This window comes from Streptomyces sp. 142MFCol3.1, assembly GCF_000424945.1.
Lineage (GTDB): Bacteria > Actinomycetota > Actinomycetes > Streptomycetales > Streptomycetaceae > Streptomyces > Streptomyces siamensis.
Genome location: NZ_AUKV01000021.1, coordinates 40,052 through 56,450, shown reverse-complemented (window position 1 = coordinate 56,450; position 16,399 = coordinate 40,052). Strand labels below are relative to the sequence as shown.

Below are 16,399 nucleotides of genomic sequence, written 5' to 3'. Positions count from 1 at the left end.
GGAGCGAGCGGTGAGCGGAACCTCCGAAGGGCAGGCGCCCGCGGCAGACCTCGTCCGGCCGGCCGTCACAGAGCGTCACATCGAGTCATCTCCTCGTCCGTCGGCCGAGGCGCATCACGGCACGACCCGAACCCCTGACTCCCCTGCGGGCACATCCGTCGCACCTGGGGCCCCTGACGCCCCGTACGTCCCGGGCGAGCCCCTCCCCGGTACCGCCGCCGCACCCGACGGAACGTCACCCCGCACCCATCAGGCCGCGTTCGCCGCCGCCCCCCTCGCCATGGCCGTCGTCGACCGCGAGGGTCTCGTCGTCACCGCCAACGCGTCGCTGAGCACGCTGCTGGGCGCCAGGGCCGGGACCCTCCCCGGCAAGACCGCCGCCGACCTGGTCGACCTGGCGTCCGACGCCCGCACCTGGCACGCGTACCGCGAGGTGCTGCGCGGACGCCAGGCACGGCTGCGTTTCACCCGCCGTCTCAAGCATCCCGACGGCCACTCCCTCTGGGTCCAGGTCACGGTCGCCCCGCTGTCGCCCCAGGAGCCCGCGGTCCTGCTGTCCGTCACCGACATCAGCGCCCGGCGTGAACTCCAGGCCCGTCTGCGCCACTTGCAGATGCACGACCCGGTGACCCGGCTGCCGAACCGCGCGCTGTTCTTCGAGCGCCTGTCGGCCGCGCTGGACGCGGAGGCGTACGAGGAGGGCGGCACCGGCCGGATCGGGCTCTGCTATCTGGACCTCGACGGGTTCAAGGCCGTCAACGACACGCTCGGCCACCGGGTCGGGGACCGGCTGCTCGCGGCCGTCGCCGAACGACTGACGCGCTGCGCCGACGAGGCGGGGTACACGAGAGCGGCCACTCCCCTGGTCGCCAGACTCGGCGGGGACGAATTCGCGCTGCTCGTCGAGGACTCCACGGGGACCGACCAGGTGGCGGACCTCGCCGAATCCGTCCTGAAGGCGCTCCAGGCCCCCTTCGACCTCTCCGGCCAGCGGCTGTCGCTGTCCGCGTCGATCGGGGTCGTCGAGCGGCGCGCCACCGGCACGACCGCGACCGGTCTGATGCAGGCCGCCGACACGACGCTGTACTGGGCGAAGGCCGACGGCAAGGGCCGCTGGACCCTGTTCGACCCGGAGCGCAACGCCCACCGCATGACCCGTCAGGCCCTCTCCTCCACGCTGCGCGCGGCCGTGGACCGGGGTGAGTTCGCCCTGGAGTACCAGCCGTTGGTGGGCATGGAGGACGGCGGCGTGCGCGGAGTCGAGGCGCTCGTCCGCTGGCACCACCCGCAGTTCGGCATGCTGACGCCGAATCGGTTCATCGGACTGGCGGAGGAGGACGGCTCGATCGTGCAGCTCGGCCGCTGGGTGCTCGCCACGGCGTGCCGGCAGGCCCGCCGCTGGCAGCTGGACCACCCGGACGCGCCGCCGATCTTCGTCAGCGTCAACGTCGCGGTCCGGCAGGTGTGGGACTCCGACCTGGTCGCGGACGTGGCGGAGATCCTCGCGGAGACCGGCCTCGCGCCGCACCTGCTCCAGCTGGAACTCACCGAGTCCGCGGTCATGGGCTCGGCGGGCCGCCCGCTGCAGGCCCTCCAGTCCCTCAGCGACATGGGCGTCCGGATCGCCATCGACGACTTCGGCACGGGGTACTCGAACCTGGCCTACCTCAGCCGTCTGCCGGTGTCCGTGCTGAAACTGGACGGCTCGTTCGTCCGCGGCTTCCAGTACGAGGCCCCCGACGGCGGCGCCCAGGGCGCCGACGGTGCGGCCGCGCAGGCGGGCGCGGCCGACGAGGTCATCGTCGAGGCCCTCATCCAGCTGGCCCACCGGCTCGGCCTGACGGTCACCGCCGAGTGCGTGGAGACCGCCTCGCAGGCCTCCCGGCTGCGCGGGATCGGATGCGACACAGGCCAGGGGTGGCTGTACTCGCGGCCGGTGGCGCCGGATCGTATCTCCGCACTGCTGACCAAGGCCTGCGCGCAGGCCTGAGGCCGCCGGGTTCAGGCCTTCGGCAGGCCGTAGGCGTCCGCGATCAGTTCGTACGAGCGCAGCCGCAGGTCGCCGCTGTGGGCGTGGCTCGTGATCATCAGCTCGTCGGCCCCGGTGCGCTTCTGGAGGGCGTCCAGACCCGACCGCACCTCGTCAGCCGTGCCGTGGACGACGTTGACGTTCCAGGAGTCGATGAACTCCCGCTCCATCGGGCTGTAGTCGTACGCCTCCGCCTCCTCGGGCGTCGGGACCAGACCCGGGCGGCCGGTGCGCAGACGGACCATGTTCAGGGCCGCGGCCATGACCTGGCGGCGGGCCTCCCGCTCGTCGTCCGCGGCGAGGGCGGAGACGCCGATGAGGGCGTACGGGGCGTCGAGGACGGCGCTCGGCCGGAAGGACTCGCGGTACAGGTCCAGCGCGGGGATCGTGTTCTGCGCCGAGAAGTGGTGGGCGAAGGCGAACGGCAGGCCCAGGACCGCGGCGAGGCGGGCGCTGAAGCCGGAGGAGCCCAGCAGCCAGATCGGCGGGCGGTGCGGGGACTGGACGCCGCCCGGAGAGGTCGACTGGACGGGGCCGGGGACCGCGTGGATACGGGCGTAGGGGTGGCCGTCCGGGAAGTCGTCGTCGAGGAAGCGGGTGAGTTCCGCGAGCTGCTGCGGGAAGTCGTCGGCGCCCTCGTCGAGGCGGTCGGCGCGGCGCAGGGCCGCCGCCGTGGCGCCGTCCGTGCCGGGGGCGCGGCCCAGGCCCAGGTCCACCCGGCCCGGCGCCAGCGCCTCCAGGGTGCCGAACTGCTCCGCGATCACCAGAGGAGCGTGGTTGGGGAGCATGACTCCGCCCGACCCCAGGCGGATGCGGGTGGTGTGGGCCGCCAGGTGGGCGAGGATCACCGCGGGCGAGGAGGAGGCCACGCCGGGCATCGAGTGGTGCTCGGCGACCCAGTAGCGGTGAAAGCCGCGGGACTCCGCGAGGCGCGAGAGGGCGACGCTGGTCCGCAGCGCGTCCGTGGCGGTGCGGCCGGCGCCGACCGTGACCAGGTCCAGTACGGACAGGGGTACGGGTGCGCTGCCGAGCGCGGTGCCTCGGGTCTCGTCCGTCTCGTCCACCGGGGTGCCTCCTGCTTTCGCTTGCGTACGACGCGTGGTTCGCGGAGTACGAACAGGAGGGTGTCTCCGTTTATTCCCGGTGCCGGGCCGCGGCCCGGCACCGGGAGCCGCTCACCGGGCCCTTCCTCGGGGCCGGAGGGGCCGGGCATCGGCCCGTCCGGCCCCGGCAGGCACTACGGCATCTGCACGATGGGCTCCCTCGTGAAGAGGGTGCCGAGGTCGGGGGCGTTGACCCGGCGGTCCGCCAGGCGCAGTGCCTCCCACACGGTCACCTGGTTGGCGGTGAGTACCGGCTTTCCCAGCGCGTCCTCCAGGGCGGGGATGTGCGAGACGGTGTGCAGGGCCGTGTCCGGCAGCAGGACGGCCTCCGCGTCGGGATGATCGGCCGCACGGGCCATCGCGAGGACCTGGTCGGGCCCCCAGGTGCCGACCTCCGCGGCCGTGACGACCCCCGAGCCGCGCACGCCGACGACCTCCACCCCCGCGTCCTTCAGGAACGTGGCGAAGAGCGCGGCCACGTCGTCGGGGTAGGTCGCCCCGACCGCGACGCGGTGGGCGCCGACCTCCCCCACGGCATGCGCGAAGCCGAAGGACGTGGAGGAGGCGGGCAGACCCGCGGCCCGGGCGAGCGCGCGGACCTGGTCGTGGGCGCCCTGCCAGCCGTACACGAAGCTGGCACTGGTGCAGGCCCACACCACCGCTTCGGCACCGGACAGGCGCAGCTCCTCGACGCCCGCCGCGAGCCTGGCCTCCGAGCCCATCTCCAGCAGCGCGTCCACGCGGTGGGCGTCCTCCCCGATGTCCGTGTGGACCAGGGCCAGGCGGATGTCGCTGCCGAGCAGCTGCTCCATGCGCGGGTAGTCGTCCTCGGCCGAATGACCGGGGTAGAGGAATCCGAGTGCGGTCATGCCCAACCTTCCTGTTCTTCCGGCAGTACCGGTCCCCCACGGGCGGACTTGTCAATCAGCCGCTGATAAGGACCCACCGCCCGGGTACCCAGCTGGCGCAGCGCCGCCCACATCGTCACCTGGTTGGCCGAGATCACCGGGATGCGCAGTTCGGCCTCCAGCTGGGGGATGACGTCGTACGTCGGAAGGTTGGTGCAGCTGATGAAGAGGGCGTCGGCGGGGGTGCGCGCCGCGTGCCGGGCCATCGTCACCACATCGCGGTACGGCACCTTCCAGATGTGCCGCGTCAGGCCCAGCGAGGACCGCCCGGTGACGCTGATGCCGGATTCGGCCAGGTACTCCTCCAGGGACTGGGTGACCGAGACGGTGTACGGGGTGACCAGGGCGATCCGCCGGGCGTCGAGCTCCTGCAGCGCGTCGAGGAGGGCACCGGAGGTGGTGAGCGAGGGGACCGCGCCCGCCCGGGTCATCGCCTCGCACATCGCGCGCTCGCCCGCGACCCCGCCGACGAAGCTGCCGGAGGTGCAGGCGTACGTGACGACCTCGGGCGCGACGGCGTTCAGCGCGCGCACCGCGTCGCCGAGCGTCTCGTGCTCGGAGACCAGCCGGGCCAGGTCCAGGCTCACCTCGACCGGCACGAACGGGGTACGCGTCAGGTGCAGGGAGACGTCGTCGGGCACCCATCGCCACAGCTCACGGTCGAGAGCGAAGTCGAAGGGCGCGACGACGCCGACGCCACGTTGTGCGCGGGGACCGCCGAGAAAGGAGACATCCATCGCAGTCACCGGCCTCACGAAGGGAAACGGGTGGACAACGGACCGTAGGCGGGCCCGTGTTGACGAAGGTAGGTTCGGGTGCGAGCGTGGTCAATCCGCGCATCTCAGACGGCCCCGAGCGCACGTCCGACCGCATGATCCGCCCCGGGATCCCGCCTCGGCCGCCCCGGAGAACCGCCTCACACCTCCCCAGGAAAGCGGACCCGCATTGCGAAACGGTTTCACCCGATGACCACCTTCACCTCACCTCACGGGCCCGGTCCGCAGCCCCCGACCCGGCTGCTCGTCCTGGACGCCGAGCCGCCGCCCCGGCTCGGCAGACTCACCGGCCGGGTGCAGATCGAGCACGCCGACGCGACCACACTGGCCGAGCGGCTGCCGCACGCGGACGTGCTGCTGGTGTGGGACTTCACCTCCGACGCCGTACGCCGTGCCTGGCCGGGCGAGGGCCCGCGGCCGCGCTGGGTGCACACGGCGAGCGCGGGCGTGGACCATCTGATGTGCCCCGAGCTCACGGACTCGGACACGGTGGTGACCAACGCGCGCGGTGTCTTCGACCAGCCGATCGCCGAGTACGTCGCCGCGCTGGTGCTCGCCATGGCGAAGGACCTGCCGCACACCTGGGACCTCCAGCGCCGGCGGGAGTGGCGGCACCGCGAGTCGCAGCGGGTGGCCGGCACCCGCGCCTGTGTGGTCGGCTCCGGCCCGATCGGGCGGGCGATCGTCCGCACGCTCAAGGCGCTCGACATCACGACGGCGCTGGTGGGGCGGACCCCGCGCACCGGCATCCACGGCCCCGGGGAACTGGACCGGCTGATGGCGCGCGCCGACTGGGTGGTGTCCGCGGCGCCGCTGACGGAGGACACGTACGGGATGTTCGACGCGCGGCGGTTCGGCATGATGCAGCCCTCCGCCCGCTTCATCAACATCGGACGGGGTCAGCTGGTGGTCGAGGAGGCGCTCGCCGAGGCGCTGTCGAAGCGGTGGATCGCGGGCGCGGCCCTCGATGTCTTCGAACACGAACCGCTCGGCCCCGAGAGCCCGTTGTGGCAGATCCCGGGACTGATCGTGTCGCCGCACATGAGCGGGGACACAGTGGGCTGGCGGGACGAACTGGGTAGCCAGTTCGTGGAGTTGTACGAGAGGTGGGCGGCGGGCAAGTCACTCCAGAACGTCGTCGACAAGAAGCGCGGGTACGTGCCGGGACACTGAACTCCCTTTGGAGGGGCCGATGTCGGAACTCACCGAGCTGACCGCGGTACAACTCGTCGACGGCTACCGCAAGGGCGAATTCAGCCCCGTGGAGGCGACGCGGGCGGTCGTGGAGCGGGCCGAACACGTCCAGCCCGCCGTGAACGCGTTCGTACGGCTGGACGCCGAGGAGGCCCTCGCCCGGGCCGGGGAGTCGGAGGGGCGCTGGCGGCGCGGCGAGCCGGCGGGTCTGCTCGACGGTGTCCCCGTCACCGTGAAGGACATCCTGCTGCAGCGCGGGCATCCCACACTGCGCGGATCGAGGACCGTCGACCCGGGAGGCCGCTGGGAGGAGGACGCGCCGTCGGTGGCCCGGCTGCGCGAGCACGGCGCGGTCTTCGTGGGCAAGACGACCACGCCCGAGTTCGGCTGGAAGGGCGTCACGGACTCGCCGCTGTCCGGGGTGACCCGCAATCCGTACGACGTCTCGCGCACCGCGGGAGGCTCCAGCGGGGGCAGCGCGGCGGCCGTGGCGCTCGGTGCGGGCCCGCTGTCCCTGGGCACGGACGGCGGCGGCAGCGTCCGCATCCCGGCCGCACTCTGCGGGATCTTCGGCCTGAAGCCGACGTACGGAAGGGTGCCGCTGTATCCCGCGAGCGCCTTCGGGACGCTGTCGCACGTGGGTCCGATGACGCGGGACGCCGCCGACGCGGCGCTGCTGCTGGACGTGATCAGCGGTCCGGACGCCCGGGACTGGTCCGCGCTCGGGCCGGCGGCCGGCTCCTTCGTGGACGCGCTGGAGGGCGGAGTGCGGGGGCTGCGGGTCGCGTACTCGCCGTCGCTCGGCGGGCAGGTCGCGGTCCGGCCCGCCGTCGCGGCGGCGGTGCGGGGGGCGGTGGAGCGCCTCGCGGGTCTCGGCGCGTACGTCGCCGAGGACGACCCCGACTTCACCGATCCGGTGGACGCCTTCCACACGCTCTGGTTCAGCGGGGCCGCCCGCGTGACCCAGCGGCTGGGGCCCCACCAGCGGGAGTCGCTCGACCCCGGCCTGCGTGAGATCTGCGCGCTCGGCGCCCGGTTCGGCGCACTGGACTACCTCGCCGCGGTGGACGTCCGTATGGAGCTGGGCCGGCGCATGGGCCGGTTCCACCAGTCCTACGACGTCCTGGTCACGCCGACGCTGCCGCTGACGGCGTTCGAGGCGGGCGCGGAGGTGCCCGCCCGCTCCGGTCAGCGGCGCTGGACGGGCTGGACCCCGTTCACGTATCCGTTCAACATGACGCAGCAGCCCGCGGCGACCGTCCCCGTCGGGGTGGACGGGGACGGCCTGCCGGTGGGCCTGCAGATCGTGGCGGCGCGGCACCGTGACGACCTCGTCCTGCGGACGGCGCAGGCGCTGTACGAGGCGGGCGTCGCCGGGGTCGCTCCCCCGGCGCTCTGACACCCGGCCGGGGGCGCCCGCCAGTGCTCTGACACCAGGCCGGGGACACCCGCGAGCGCGCTGACACCCGGCCGGGGACACCGACCGGCGCTCCGCAACGCGCCGGGGGCGCTCCCCCGGTGCTTCCGCGCCCGGCCGGCCGCCGCCGGGCGCGCCGGGACGGTCACGCCCGGCGGAACCGGAGCGCCTCGCCCTGCGCGCCGGTGCGCCACAGGTCGTTGCAGGCCTCGGCCATCGCGTCGAGGCCCTCGACCACCTGGCCCCAGACGATCCCCGGCACCCAGCCGACGTCCCCGTTCAGGAGCAGGTTGTTGCGCTCGTAGAACAGGGCCAGGTCCACCACCGTCGTCCCGGCACGGACCTCACGGTCGTATCCGTAGGCCTGCGTGCCCAGTTCCGCGCCCGCGAAGGAGAAATAACAGAGGTCTCCGGGAATAGGGGTAACTGTCGGATTTTCCAGGGGTGGCTCCGATTTCACGAAAGGCGGGAAAAGGGCGTAGATCTCATTGCGCGCGTATTTCGCGTGATAGACGTCTCCGCTCAGTGGAAGCGCGTCCCACACCGCCGCGCAGGTGATCGGCGCCCGGTCGTCGAGCAGTTTCGCCGTGCAGTCGACTCCCCTTTTGACCAGGGAGACTTCGATGTAGCGATCAGCCATGCATTCCATGGTCCCGCGGGAGTCAAGAGGGCCTCGGACATTCGGCGGCGTGTACGGGCGCAAATTGATCCGCATGGATCGCATGGCACCGGGTAGCCGCGCGGCCATGGCTCCACCACTTGGCAAGGACGGTTATGGTGCGGAGAAACGAGGCCCGTTCAGGGCCCCCGGCAAAGGCCCGAGCCGGCGGTCGCTGCTCGCGGGTGTCTCCGCGCTCGGTGCCGTCGGCGCGCTGGGCGCCGCCGGTTGCAGCCGGGTCGCCACGGCGTCCGGCACGGACGGTGGTGATCTCCTCGACCGGCTGAAGGCGCAGGGCGTCGTACGGCTCGGCATCGCGGGCGAGATCCCCTTCGGTTACATCGACAGGAACGGCGAGCTGACCGGCGAGGCGCCGCAGCTGGCGAAGGCCGTCTTCAAGCGGCTCGGAATCGACCGCGTCCAGCCGGTCCCCACCGAGTTCGGCTCGCTCATCCCCGGACTCAACTCGCAGCAGTTCGACGTCGTGTCGGCCGGGATGTACATCAACCCCGAGCGCTGTGAACAGGTCATCTTCGCCGACCCGGACTACCAGATGCTCGACGCGTTCATCGTGCGCAAGGGCAATCCCATGGACCTGCACGACTACAAGGACGTCGTGGCGAAGAAGGCGAAGTTCGCGACCGGCACGGGCTACGCCGAGATCCAGTACGCGGTGGAGGCCGGGTACAAGGAGAGCGACATCCTGGTCGTGCCCGACCAGGTCGCCGGGCTGAACGCCGTCGAGGCGGGGCGGGCCGACGTCTTCGCGGGGACCGCGCTGACCACGCGTGAGGTGGTCAAGAAGTCCCGCAAGGCGGAGAGCACCAAACCCTTCGCGCCCCTGGTCAAGGGCAAGCCGCACGTCGACGGCGGCGGCTTCGCCTTCCGGTCGAGCGAGACGCGGCTGCGGGACGCCTTCAACGTGGAGCTGCGGAAGATGAAGGCGAGCGGCGAACTGTTCCGCATCCTCCGGCCGTTCGGGTTCACCAAGGCGGAGATGACCGACATGACCGCGAAGGAGCTCTGCCGCGGATGACATCGGGACTCTGGGAACTCGTACTCAAAGGCATATGGGTCACCGTCCAGCTGCTGTTCTTCAGCGCCCTGCTGGCCGGAGCCGTCTCCTTCGTGGTCGGGATCGCGCGCACCTCGCGGCTGTGGATCGTCCGCTTCCTCGCGGGCTTCTACACCGAGGTGTTCCGCGGCACCTCCGCGCTGATCATGATCTTCTGGGTGTACTTCGTGCTGCCGCTCGCCTTCGGCTGGCAGCTCGTCCCGATGTGGGCGGGCACGCTGGCGCTGGGGCTGACGTACGGCGCGTACGGCTCGGAGATCGTGCGCGGCGCGCTGAACGCGGTCGATCCCGCACAGCGTGAGGGCGGTATCGCGCTCAGCTTCACGCCCTGGCAGCGGATGCGGCTGATCCTGCTGCCGCAGGCGGTGCCCGAGATGATCCCCTCCTTCTGCAACCTGCTGATCGAGCTGCTCAAGGGCACGGCGCTGGTCTCCGTCATGGGGATGGGCGATCTGACCTTCAGCGCGAACCTGGTGCGGCTCGCGCTCCAGCAGAGCGCGGAGATCTACACGTACGTGCTGCTCATCTACTTCGTCATCGCCTTCCTGCTCACCCGGGTCATGCGCGGTCTGGAGAAGCGGCTGAAGGCCGGCATAGGCAAGGAACCGGAGCGCGGCGCGTCCCAGCGTGAGCTGCGCCGGGCGGAGAGCACCGGCGCGGGCGCCGGTGCGGGCGCGGCGGGAGGTGGCGCATGAACTGGGACTGGAGCGCGGTCGGCGACTTCATGCCGCACTTCTGGGACGGCCTGCTGGTCACCCTGCAGGCGCTGGCGCTGGGCTCGCTGATCGCTTTCGCCCTCGGTCTGGTGTGGGCGCTGCTGATGCGGACGCCGACGCGGTGGGTGCGCTGGCCGGTCGGTGTCGTCACCGAGTTCGTCAGGAACACCCCGCTGCTGGTGCAGCTGTTCTTCCTCTTCTACGTGCTGCCCGAGTGGAACATCGCGTTCTCCGCGCTGACCACGGGCGTCGTCGCGATCGGACTGCACTACTCGACGTACACGATGCAGGTCTACCGGGCCGGCATCGAGGGCGTGCCCGTGGGCCAGTGGGAAGCGGCCACGGCGCTCAGCCTGCCCGTGCGGCGCACCTGGACCGCGGTGATCCTGCCGCAGGCGATCCGCCGCGTGGTGCCCGCGCTCGGCAACTACGTCATCGCGATGCTGAAGGACACCCCGATGCTGATGACGATCACCGTGCTGGAGATGCTCGGCGAGGCGCGGCTGTACTCGCAGCAGCACTTCCAGTTCACCGAGCCCCTCACGGTCATCGGCGTGGCCTTCATCCTCATTTCCTATCCGGCTTCCCTGCTTCTGCGAGCCCTGGAGCGACGTCTTGTCCGTTGACACCAACCCCGTACCCGCGAACGAACCGAACGCCAATCCGCCGGTGGACGGTGCCGAGCTGATCCGCTTCGAGAAGGTCACCAAGCGCTTCGGCGACAACACCGTCCTCGACGAACTGGACTTCCGCGTCGACTCCGGGAAGCACGTCACCCTGATCGGCCCGTCCGGCTCCGGCAAGACGACGATCCTGCGTCTGCTGATGACGCTGGCCAAGCCGGACGCCGGCACGATCACGGTCGCCGGGGACCGGCTCTTCCCGGCGGGCGAGAAGGAGATCCGGGAGGTCCGCAAGAAGATCGGGATGGTCTTCCAGCAGTTCAACCTGTTCCCGAACATGAGCGTCCTCAGGAACGTCACCGAGGCGCCCGTCACCGTCCTCGGGATGTCCAAGGACGAGGCCGAGGCGCGGGCCCGTGAACTGCTCGACCTGGTGGGGCTCGCGGACAGGTGCGGCGAGCGTCCGAGCCGGCTGTCCGGCGGCCAGCAGCAGCGCGTCGCGATCGCGCGGGCGCTGGCGATGCGGCCGCAGGTGCTGCTGCTCGACGAGGTGACCTCCGCGCTCGACCCCGAGCTGGTCGCCGGTGTCCTCGACGTCCTCCGTGACATCGCCCACACCACCGACATCACGATGCTCTGTGTGACCCACGAGATGAATTTCGCCCGGGACATCTCGGACCAGGTCCTGATGTTCGATTCCGGCCACGTCATCGAGTCCGGTCCGCCGGAGAAGATCTTCAGCGATCCGGAGCAGGACCGCACCCGGGAATTCCTCAGCGCGGTTCTTTGATTACCAGGAGTGAACGAGGGGCGGGCGGGGAGCGCGCAGGGCAAGGCCCGAGGTCCGACAGTCGGGTCATGCCCCGCGCGCCGTGACCGGGGCATATGCCAGAGTGTCGCGTCGCTGCTGAGAGCGTCCGGGTACGGCATCAATCTCGTCAACGGACGCTCACAGCCCGCTCTTTGACGGTTATCGTGGAGTGAGCCCGGCCGTCCGGGCTGTGTCGTTTTTGAGCCGGGCCCATGAAGCGCAGGGGGAAACCGTGGCGCTGAAGAACGAGCCGACCGCGCCGTACCACTCGGCCCAGGACGCCCTGCGCGTCCTGGAGACGGTGGCACGGCACTCCGCCGGTGTCACCGACGCCGACCTCGCCCGCCAGACCCGCCTCGGCACCGAACGCCTGACCGCACTCCTGCGGATGCTGCGCCGGGAGGGATACGTCGAGCAGATCGCCGACGGCGCGTACGTCACCGGCGCGTCCCTCAGCCGCCTGGGCTCGGCCCAGCAGCGTGACCGGGCCCTGCGCGACAAGCTCCAGCGCACCCTCGACCGGCTGCGGGACTCGGTGGGCGCGGCGATCTACATCAGCCGCTACATCGACGGCGAGGTGCACGTCACCCAGTACGCAGACAGCCCCGCGGCACCGGCGGTCAACGAATGGGTCGACTTCCGCTCCTCCGCCCATGCCAGCGCGGTCGGCAAGAGTCTGCTCGGCCAGCTCGACCACAACGGCCGGCGCGATCATCTGGCCCGCCACAAGATGGCCCGCCTCACCTCGCGGACCATCACCAACGAGCGGCTGCTGCTGTCCCGCCTGGAGGCGCAGGCGCCGACCGTGCCCGTCCTCGATCTCCAGGAGTACGCGGTCGGCACGGTCTGCGCGGCCGTGCCCATCACGGCCGGCTCCTCCGTCGGCTGCCTCGCGCTGTCACTGCCGGTCGAGCACGCGCACCGGCTCCGGCAGGCCGCGGACACGCTGAACCGCGGCGCGGCACCGGTCCTGCTCTCCCTGGCGATCTAGGCTCTGAACGGGTTGGTCGGGAGCACCTCCGCGGACCAGGTAGTATTTCTTTTGTCGCCGACCGCGAGAGCGGGAGGCGGGAGTCATGCGCCGCTAGCTCAGTTGGTTAGAGCAGCTGACTCTTAATCAGCGGGTCCGGGGTTCGAGTCCCTGGCGGCGCACATCGGTGAAGGCCCTCCACGCGAGTGGGGGGCCTTCACGCATGCCCGGGCCCTACCGGGCGCCGCCCCTCACCGCGACGTCACGAACTCCGTCAGCGCCCGGGACAGCAGCCCCGGGTCCCGCGCCCCGCACAGCTCACGCGCCGAGTGCATCGACAGGCCCGGCACGCCCACGTCCACCGTGGCGACCCCGAGGCGGGCCGCGGTGATCGGGCCGATCGACGTGCCGCACGGCATGGCGTTGTTCGAGACGAACGGCTGCCACGGCACGTCCGCCCGCTCGCAGGCCGCGGCGAAGGCGGCGACCCCGGCGCCGTCGGTGGCGTACCGCTGGTTGGCGTTGACCTTGACGACGGGTCCCGCGTTGGGCAGCGGCCGGTGGTCCGGGTCGTGGCGTTCCGGATAGTTCGGGTGGACGGCGTGGGACATGTCGGCGGAGACGCAGAACGCGCCCGCGAGGGCCCGGTTGACGTCCTCCCCGCCGCCGCCCCGCGCGCCGACCCCCCGGGCCAGCACCCGCTCCAGGAGAGGGCCCTGGGCGCCCGACTCCGAGCCGCTGCCGACCTCCTCGTGGTCGAAGGCGGCGAGCACGGGGACGTACGCGGGCGGCCGGGAGGTGGCGGCGGCGACCAGGGCGGTGACACCGGCGTGGACCGAGATCAGGTTGTCCAGACGCGGCGAGACGATGAACTCCTCGTCCATGCCCAGGTAGCCCGGCGGCTGGAGGTCGTGCAGCATCAGGTCCCAGCCGAGGACCTCGGCGACGTCGGCGTCGGCCTCTGCGGCGATCCGGCCGAGCAGCGCGCCCGGTTCGACGTCGCCGAGCCCCCACAGCGGGGTCATGTGGCGCTGCCGGTCCAGGGCGAGGCCCTCGTTGACGTCGCGGTCGAGGTGGATCGCCAGCTGCGGCACGCGCAGCAGCGGCTTGTCGACGCGGACGAGCCGGGTGGATCCGTCCCGCAGCGCCAGCCGGCCCGAGACCCCCAGGTCGCGGTCGAGCCAGGTGTTCAGCGGCACGCCGCCGTAGATCTCCACGGCGATCTGCCGCCAGCCCGCGGCGCCGGTGTCGGGCACGGGCTTGACCCGCAGGTTCGGCGAGTCGGTGTGCGCGCCGATGATCCGGAACGGGGTACGGGCCGGCGCGCCCGGGGGGACGTACCAGGCGATCAGCGCCCCTCCCCGTACGACGTATCTGCCGCCTTCGGCACCGGCCGACCAGTCGTCCGCCTCCCGCAGCTCCGCGAAGCCCGCCTTCTCCAGGCGCTGCGCGGCGCTCGCGACCGCGTGGTACGGCGAGGGGCAGGCCGAGACGAAGGAGAGCAGTTCGTCGCTGTGGCTGCGGTCATGCGTGGGGGACATGGGTGCCTTCCGGGTGCTGTCGAGGGTTGAGGTGGTGCGGCGGCGGGGCGCCGGGCCGGGTGCACGGGTCGGCCGGCAGGGCGGTCCGGTCGTCGGGAGTCTCCTGATCGTCGTGTGCGGATGGTGTCCGGTGACAGGAAGGACGCACGACGGGGCCCGGGCGACGAGTCCGGGCCCGCGCCGCGGACGGCATGGTGGTGATGTCGGGCCGGTGTCCGGGCGGCGGGTCAGCGCCCGGGCGCCCCGGCGTCGTCCGTGCGTTCGCTGTACGCACCGGGCGCCCCCTCCGCGTCGGCTCCTCGGACGGCGTACCACCGCAGCAGGCCGCCGTACGAGGAGACGGAGTACCCGGCGAGCAGGACGCGGTGGCGCGCGTCGCCCGTCACCGGCAACACGCCACGAGCCGCCCCCGCACGGAGCGCACCGCGAGCCGTGCCCGGAAGCCGGGCGTCCCGGGCCGGAGCGCCCGGCCCCGACGCCCCCGCACCACGGCGGCATGAACGGCTTCGACGTCCGTGACCCGGATCAGGCGACGCATGTTCCCCCTCTTCCCTCGACTCCTCCGCACAGGTGTACGGGTGCATACTCCCCCCCAGAAGCGGTGGGAATTCCTCTCCCGCACACCCTTCGAGAGCGGACCCGGCCGCGGGGACAGGGGCGGGGACTGGGACTTGGGACTAGCCGCGCAGATAGGCGAGCACGGCGAGCACGCGCCGGTGGGTTTCCTGCGCCGGGGGCAGATCCAGCTTTCCCAGGATGTTCCCGATGTGCTTGCCGACGGCCGCCTCGGTGACGACCAGCTCCCGGGCGATCGCGCTGTTGGACCTGCCCTCGGCGACCAGCCCGAGCACCTCGCGTTCGCGCGGGGTCAGCGCCTCCAGCGGATCACGTCTGCGGCGCAGCAACTGCCGCACGACTTCCGGGTCCACGACCGTCCCGCCCGCACCGACCCGCTCCACCGCCTCGGCGAACTGCTCGACCTGCCCGACCCGGTCCTTGAGGAGGTAGCCGACGCCGGTGCCGTCCCCGGTGTCGAGGAGTTCGGCGGCGTAGGCCCGCTGGACGTACTGGCTGAGGACCAGGACCGGCAGGCGGGGGTCCGCGGCGCGCAGGGCGAGGGCCGCGCGCAGCCCCTCGTCCTGAAATCCGGGCGGCATCCGTACGTCGGTCAGGACGAGGTCGGGCGCGTGTGCCGCCACCGCGTCCCGCAGCCCCCGCGCGTCCCCGACGGCCGCCACCACCTCGTGCCCGAAGCGGCCCAGGAGCCCCACCAGCCCCTCCCGCAGCAGCACGCTGTCCTCGGCGAGCACCACTCTCAGCAAGGGATCTCCATGTGCAGCACGGTGGGCCCACCGGACGGGCTGTCGACGGTCAGTGTGCCATCGAGGACGGCGAGCCGGTCCGTGAGCCCGGTGAGGCCGGTGCCGGCCCGGGCGTCGGCTCCACCGCACCCGTCGTCGCGCACCTCGATCCGCAGCCGGCCCTCCCCCGGCCGTCGCCGCGCGTACCGTCCGCTGATCCACACCCGCCGCGCCCCGCTGTGCCTGCCCACGTTGGCGAGCGCCTCGCGCACCGCGAAGTACGCGGCCGACTCGACGGGTTCGGCGAGCCGCGGCAGCTCCACGTCCAGCTCGACCGGCACGGCGGAGCGGTCGGCGGCGTCGGCTATGGCGTCCCCGAGGCCGTAGTCGGCGAGCACCTGCGGATGGATGCCGTGGATCAACTCCCTGAGCTCTCCCAGCACTTGGCCGGCCTCGCGGTGCGCGGCCGCGAGCCGCTGCGCCAGCTCGGGCGGAGCGTCGAGGCGGGCCAGGCCCAGCTGCATGCTCAGCGCCACCAGCCGCTGCTGCGCGCCGTCGTGCAGGTCCCGTTCGATGCGCCGCCGTTCGGCCTCGAAGGCGGCCACCAGCCGGGCCCGTGACCGCGTCACCTCGGCGAGCCGCTGCTCGGTCTCGCGGGGCGCCAGCAGCAGCCGGGCCACGGCGGCGCGGGCTCGGGCGTACCGTGCGAGCGGCCACAGCAGGGCGAGCAAAAGGACGGTTCCGCCCGCCGCGCACAGGCACGCCTGGCCGTAGGAGTCGATCAGCCAGAGTTTGGCGACGCGGGTGTCGTCGCCGGCGAGGGCGAGCAGTGCCGGCGCCCCGATCATGGCGCCGGGTATCGCGGCCGCTCCCGTCAGCACCAGCAGGTCCAGCGGCCACAGCACGGCCGCGAGCAGCACCGCGTACCCGAGTTCGCGCCAGGTCGCCCGCTCGGTGAACCGGAGCCGGGCCCAGGCGGCGAAGCCGGGCTCGTCCGGGGTGCGGTGCGGGGCCGGCACCGGAGCCGGGTCGACCAGCCGCAGCCGCCACCGCTCCACGGCCCCCACCGGGACGCCTGCCAGCGCGAGGAGCGCGAGCAGCGGAAGCCCGACGAGCAGCGGGGTCAGTGCCGCGCCCACGACCGCGAGCAGGAGCAGGCCCACGAGGAGCGGGGCGCCGACGAGCACACCGGTGACGAGGTATCCGGCCGCACGCCACGGCCCGGCTCTGCTGATCATGCGGTCACGGTAGGCGGCTGCGGGCGCGCCGGACCATAT

The 16,399-nt window shown here is 72.2% G+C and carries 16 protein-coding genes and 1 tRNA gene; 9 read left to right on the top strand and 8 right to left on the bottom strand.

Translation table 11 applies throughout. The features are described from left to right. Positions 1-10 precede the first annotated feature (10 nt). On the top strand, positions 11-1,990 hold the full coding sequence (locus H305_RS0128660; protein ID WP_028803482.1) for a putative bifunctional diguanylate cyclase/phosphodiesterase: 1,980 nt from the start codon (positions 11-13) through the stop codon (positions 1,988-1,990). Between the two features lie 11 nt (positions 1,991-2,001). On the opposite strand, the gene H305_RS0128655 is transcribed toward H305_RS0128660, so the two are convergent. From H305_RS0128655 to H305_RS0128645, 3 genes are all read right to left on the bottom strand, one after another. After that, on the bottom strand, positions 2,002-3,093 hold the full coding sequence (locus H305_RS0128655; RefSeq protein ID WP_028803481.1) for an LLM class flavin-dependent oxidoreductase: 1,092 nt from the start codon (positions 3,091-3,093) through the stop codon (positions 2,002-2,004). A gap of 173 nt (positions 3,094-3,266) precedes the next feature. Continuing rightward, positions 3,267-4,001 (bottom strand): aspartate/glutamate racemase family protein, encoded by a 735-nt coding sequence (locus H305_RS0128650; RefSeq protein WP_028803480.1) that lies wholly within the window; start codon positions 3,999-4,001, stop codon positions 3,267-3,269. Next, complete coding sequence (locus tag H305_RS0128645) at positions 3,998-4,777, bottom strand: aspartate/glutamate racemase family protein (protein ID WP_028803479.1); 780 nt, start codon at positions 4,775-4,777, stop codon at positions 3,998-4,000. Before H305_RS0128645 ends, H305_RS0128650 begins: the two co-directional genes overlap by 4 nt. Positions 4,778-5,005: 228 nt before the next feature. Here H305_RS0128645 and H305_RS0128640 point away from each other — a divergent pair, with 228 nt between their 5' ends. Further along, positions 5,006-5,989: a D-2-hydroxyacid dehydrogenase gene (locus tag H305_RS0128640; protein ID WP_051371032.1), complete on the top strand. Its 984-nt coding sequence runs from the start codon at positions 5,006-5,008 to the stop codon at positions 5,987-5,989. Between the two features lie 19 nt (positions 5,990-6,008). Then, positions 6,009-7,409 carry an amidase gene (locus tag H305_RS0128635; RefSeq protein ID WP_028803477.1) on the top strand — a complete coding sequence of 467 codons (1,401 nt, stop codon included), beginning with the start codon at positions 6,009-6,011 and terminating at the stop codon, positions 7,407-7,409. Between the two features lie 163 nt (positions 7,410-7,572). On the opposite strand, the gene H305_RS0128630 is transcribed toward H305_RS0128635, so the two are convergent. Continuing rightward, complete coding sequence (locus H305_RS0128630; RefSeq protein WP_028803476.1) at positions 7,573-8,067, bottom strand: DUF3830 family protein; 495 nt, start codon at positions 8,065-8,067, stop codon at positions 7,573-7,575. Between the two features lie 106 nt (positions 8,068-8,173). Here H305_RS0128630 and ehuB point away from each other — a divergent pair, with 106 nt between their 5' ends. The 6 genes from ehuB (at position 8,174) to H305_RS0128600 (ending at position 12,462) form a co-directional block, all read left to right on the top strand. After that, on the top strand, positions 8,174-9,121 hold the full coding sequence (ehuB, locus tag H305_RS0128625; RefSeq protein ID WP_028803475.1) for an ectoine/hydroxyectoine ABC transporter substrate-binding protein EhuB: 948 nt from the start codon (positions 8,174-8,176) through the stop codon (positions 9,119-9,121). Then, positions 9,118-9,855 (top strand): ectoine/hydroxyectoine ABC transporter permease subunit EhuC, encoded by a 738-nt coding sequence (gene ehuC, locus H305_RS0128620; RefSeq protein WP_037765636.1) that lies wholly within the window; start codon positions 9,118-9,120, stop codon positions 9,853-9,855. Before ehuB ends, ehuC begins: the two co-directional genes overlap by 4 nt. Further along, complete coding sequence (ehuD, locus tag H305_RS0128615) at positions 9,852-10,502, top strand: ectoine/hydroxyectoine ABC transporter permease subunit EhuD (protein WP_028803473.1); 651 nt, start codon at positions 9,852-9,854, stop codon at positions 10,500-10,502. Before ehuC ends, ehuD begins: the two co-directional genes overlap by 4 nt. Beyond that, positions 10,492-11,289: an ectoine/hydroxyectoine ABC transporter ATP-binding protein EhuA gene (ehuA, locus tag H305_RS0128610; protein WP_028803472.1), complete on the top strand. Its 798-nt coding sequence runs from the start codon at positions 10,492-10,494 to the stop codon at positions 11,287-11,289. The genes ehuD and ehuA overlap by 11 nt, the downstream gene beginning before the upstream one ends. Positions 11,290-11,542: 253 nt before the next feature. Next, positions 11,543-12,301, top strand: a complete 759-nt coding sequence (locus tag H305_RS0128605) for an IclR family transcriptional regulator (protein ID WP_028803471.1) — start codon at positions 11,543-11,545, stop codon at positions 12,299-12,301. A gap of 87 nt (positions 12,302-12,388) precedes the next feature. Further along, positions 12,389-12,462: transfer RNA gene (locus H305_RS0128600), tRNA-Lys, on the top strand. A gap of 69 nt (positions 12,463-12,531) precedes the next feature. Here H305_RS0128600 and H305_RS0128595 read toward each other — a convergent pair. The 4 genes from H305_RS0128595 to H305_RS0128580 form a co-directional block, all read right to left on the bottom strand. Next, positions 12,532-13,821 (bottom strand): M18 family aminopeptidase, encoded by a 1,290-nt coding sequence (locus H305_RS0128595; protein WP_028803470.1) that lies wholly within the window; start codon positions 13,819-13,821, stop codon positions 12,532-12,534. Between the two features lie 227 nt (positions 13,822-14,048). Then, positions 14,049-14,207: a hypothetical protein gene (locus H305_RS53530; protein ID WP_158690582.1), complete on the bottom strand. Its 159-nt coding sequence runs from the start codon at positions 14,205-14,207 to the stop codon at positions 14,049-14,051. A 291-nt stretch (positions 14,208-14,498) separates the two neighbouring features. Then, a complete protein-coding gene (locus tag H305_RS0128585; protein WP_028803469.1) occupies positions 14,499-15,143 on the bottom strand; it encodes a response regulator transcription factor in 645 nt (214 codons plus the stop codon). Then, positions 15,137-16,360 carry a sensor histidine kinase gene (locus H305_RS0128580; RefSeq protein WP_028803468.1) on the bottom strand — a complete coding sequence of 408 codons (1,224 nt, stop codon included), beginning with the start codon at positions 16,358-16,360 and terminating at the stop codon, positions 15,137-15,139. The genes H305_RS0128585 and H305_RS0128580 overlap by 7 nt, the downstream gene beginning before the upstream one ends. Positions 16,361-16,399 lie beyond the last annotated feature (39 nt).

What these genes read in the sequence shown, in the direction of transcription:
- H305_RS0128635 (WP_028803477.1), top strand. Translation starts at nt 6,009, where the DNA reads ATGTCGGAACTCACCGAGCTGACCGCGGTACAACTCGTCGACGGCTAC.
- H305_RS0128645 (WP_028803479.1), bottom strand. Translation starts at nt 4,777, where the DNA reads ATGGATGTCTCCTTTCTCGGCGGTCCCCGCGCACAACGTGGCGTCGGC.
- H305_RS0128580 (WP_028803468.1), bottom strand. Translation starts at nt 16,360, where the DNA reads ATGATCAGCAGAGCCGGGCCGTGGCGTGCGGCCGGATACCTCGTCACC.
- H305_RS0128630 (WP_028803476.1), bottom strand. Translation starts at nt 8,067, where the DNA reads ATGGCTGATCGCTACATCGAAGTCTCCCTGGTCAAAAGGGGAGTCGAC.
- ehuD (WP_028803473.1), top strand. Translation starts at nt 9,852, where the DNA reads ATGAACTGGGACTGGAGCGCGGTCGGCGACTTCATGCCGCACTTCTGG.
- H305_RS0128650 (WP_028803480.1), bottom strand. Translation starts at nt 4,001, where the DNA reads ATGACCGCACTCGGATTCCTCTACCCCGGTCATTCGGCCGAGGACGAC.
- ehuC (WP_037765636.1), top strand. Translation starts at nt 9,118, where the DNA reads ATGACATCGGGACTCTGGGAACTCGTACTCAAAGGCATATGGGTCACC.
- H305_RS0128640 (WP_051371032.1), top strand. Translation starts at nt 5,006, where the DNA reads ATGACCACCTTCACCTCACCTCACGGGCCCGGTCCGCAGCCCCCGACC.
- H305_RS0128595 (WP_028803470.1), bottom strand. Translation starts at nt 13,821, where the DNA reads ATGTCCCCCACGCATGACCGCAGCCACAGCGACGAACTGCTCTCCTTC.
- ehuB (WP_028803475.1), top strand. Translation starts at nt 8,174, where the DNA reads ATGGCTCCACCACTTGGCAAGGACGGTTATGGTGCGGAGAAACGAGGC.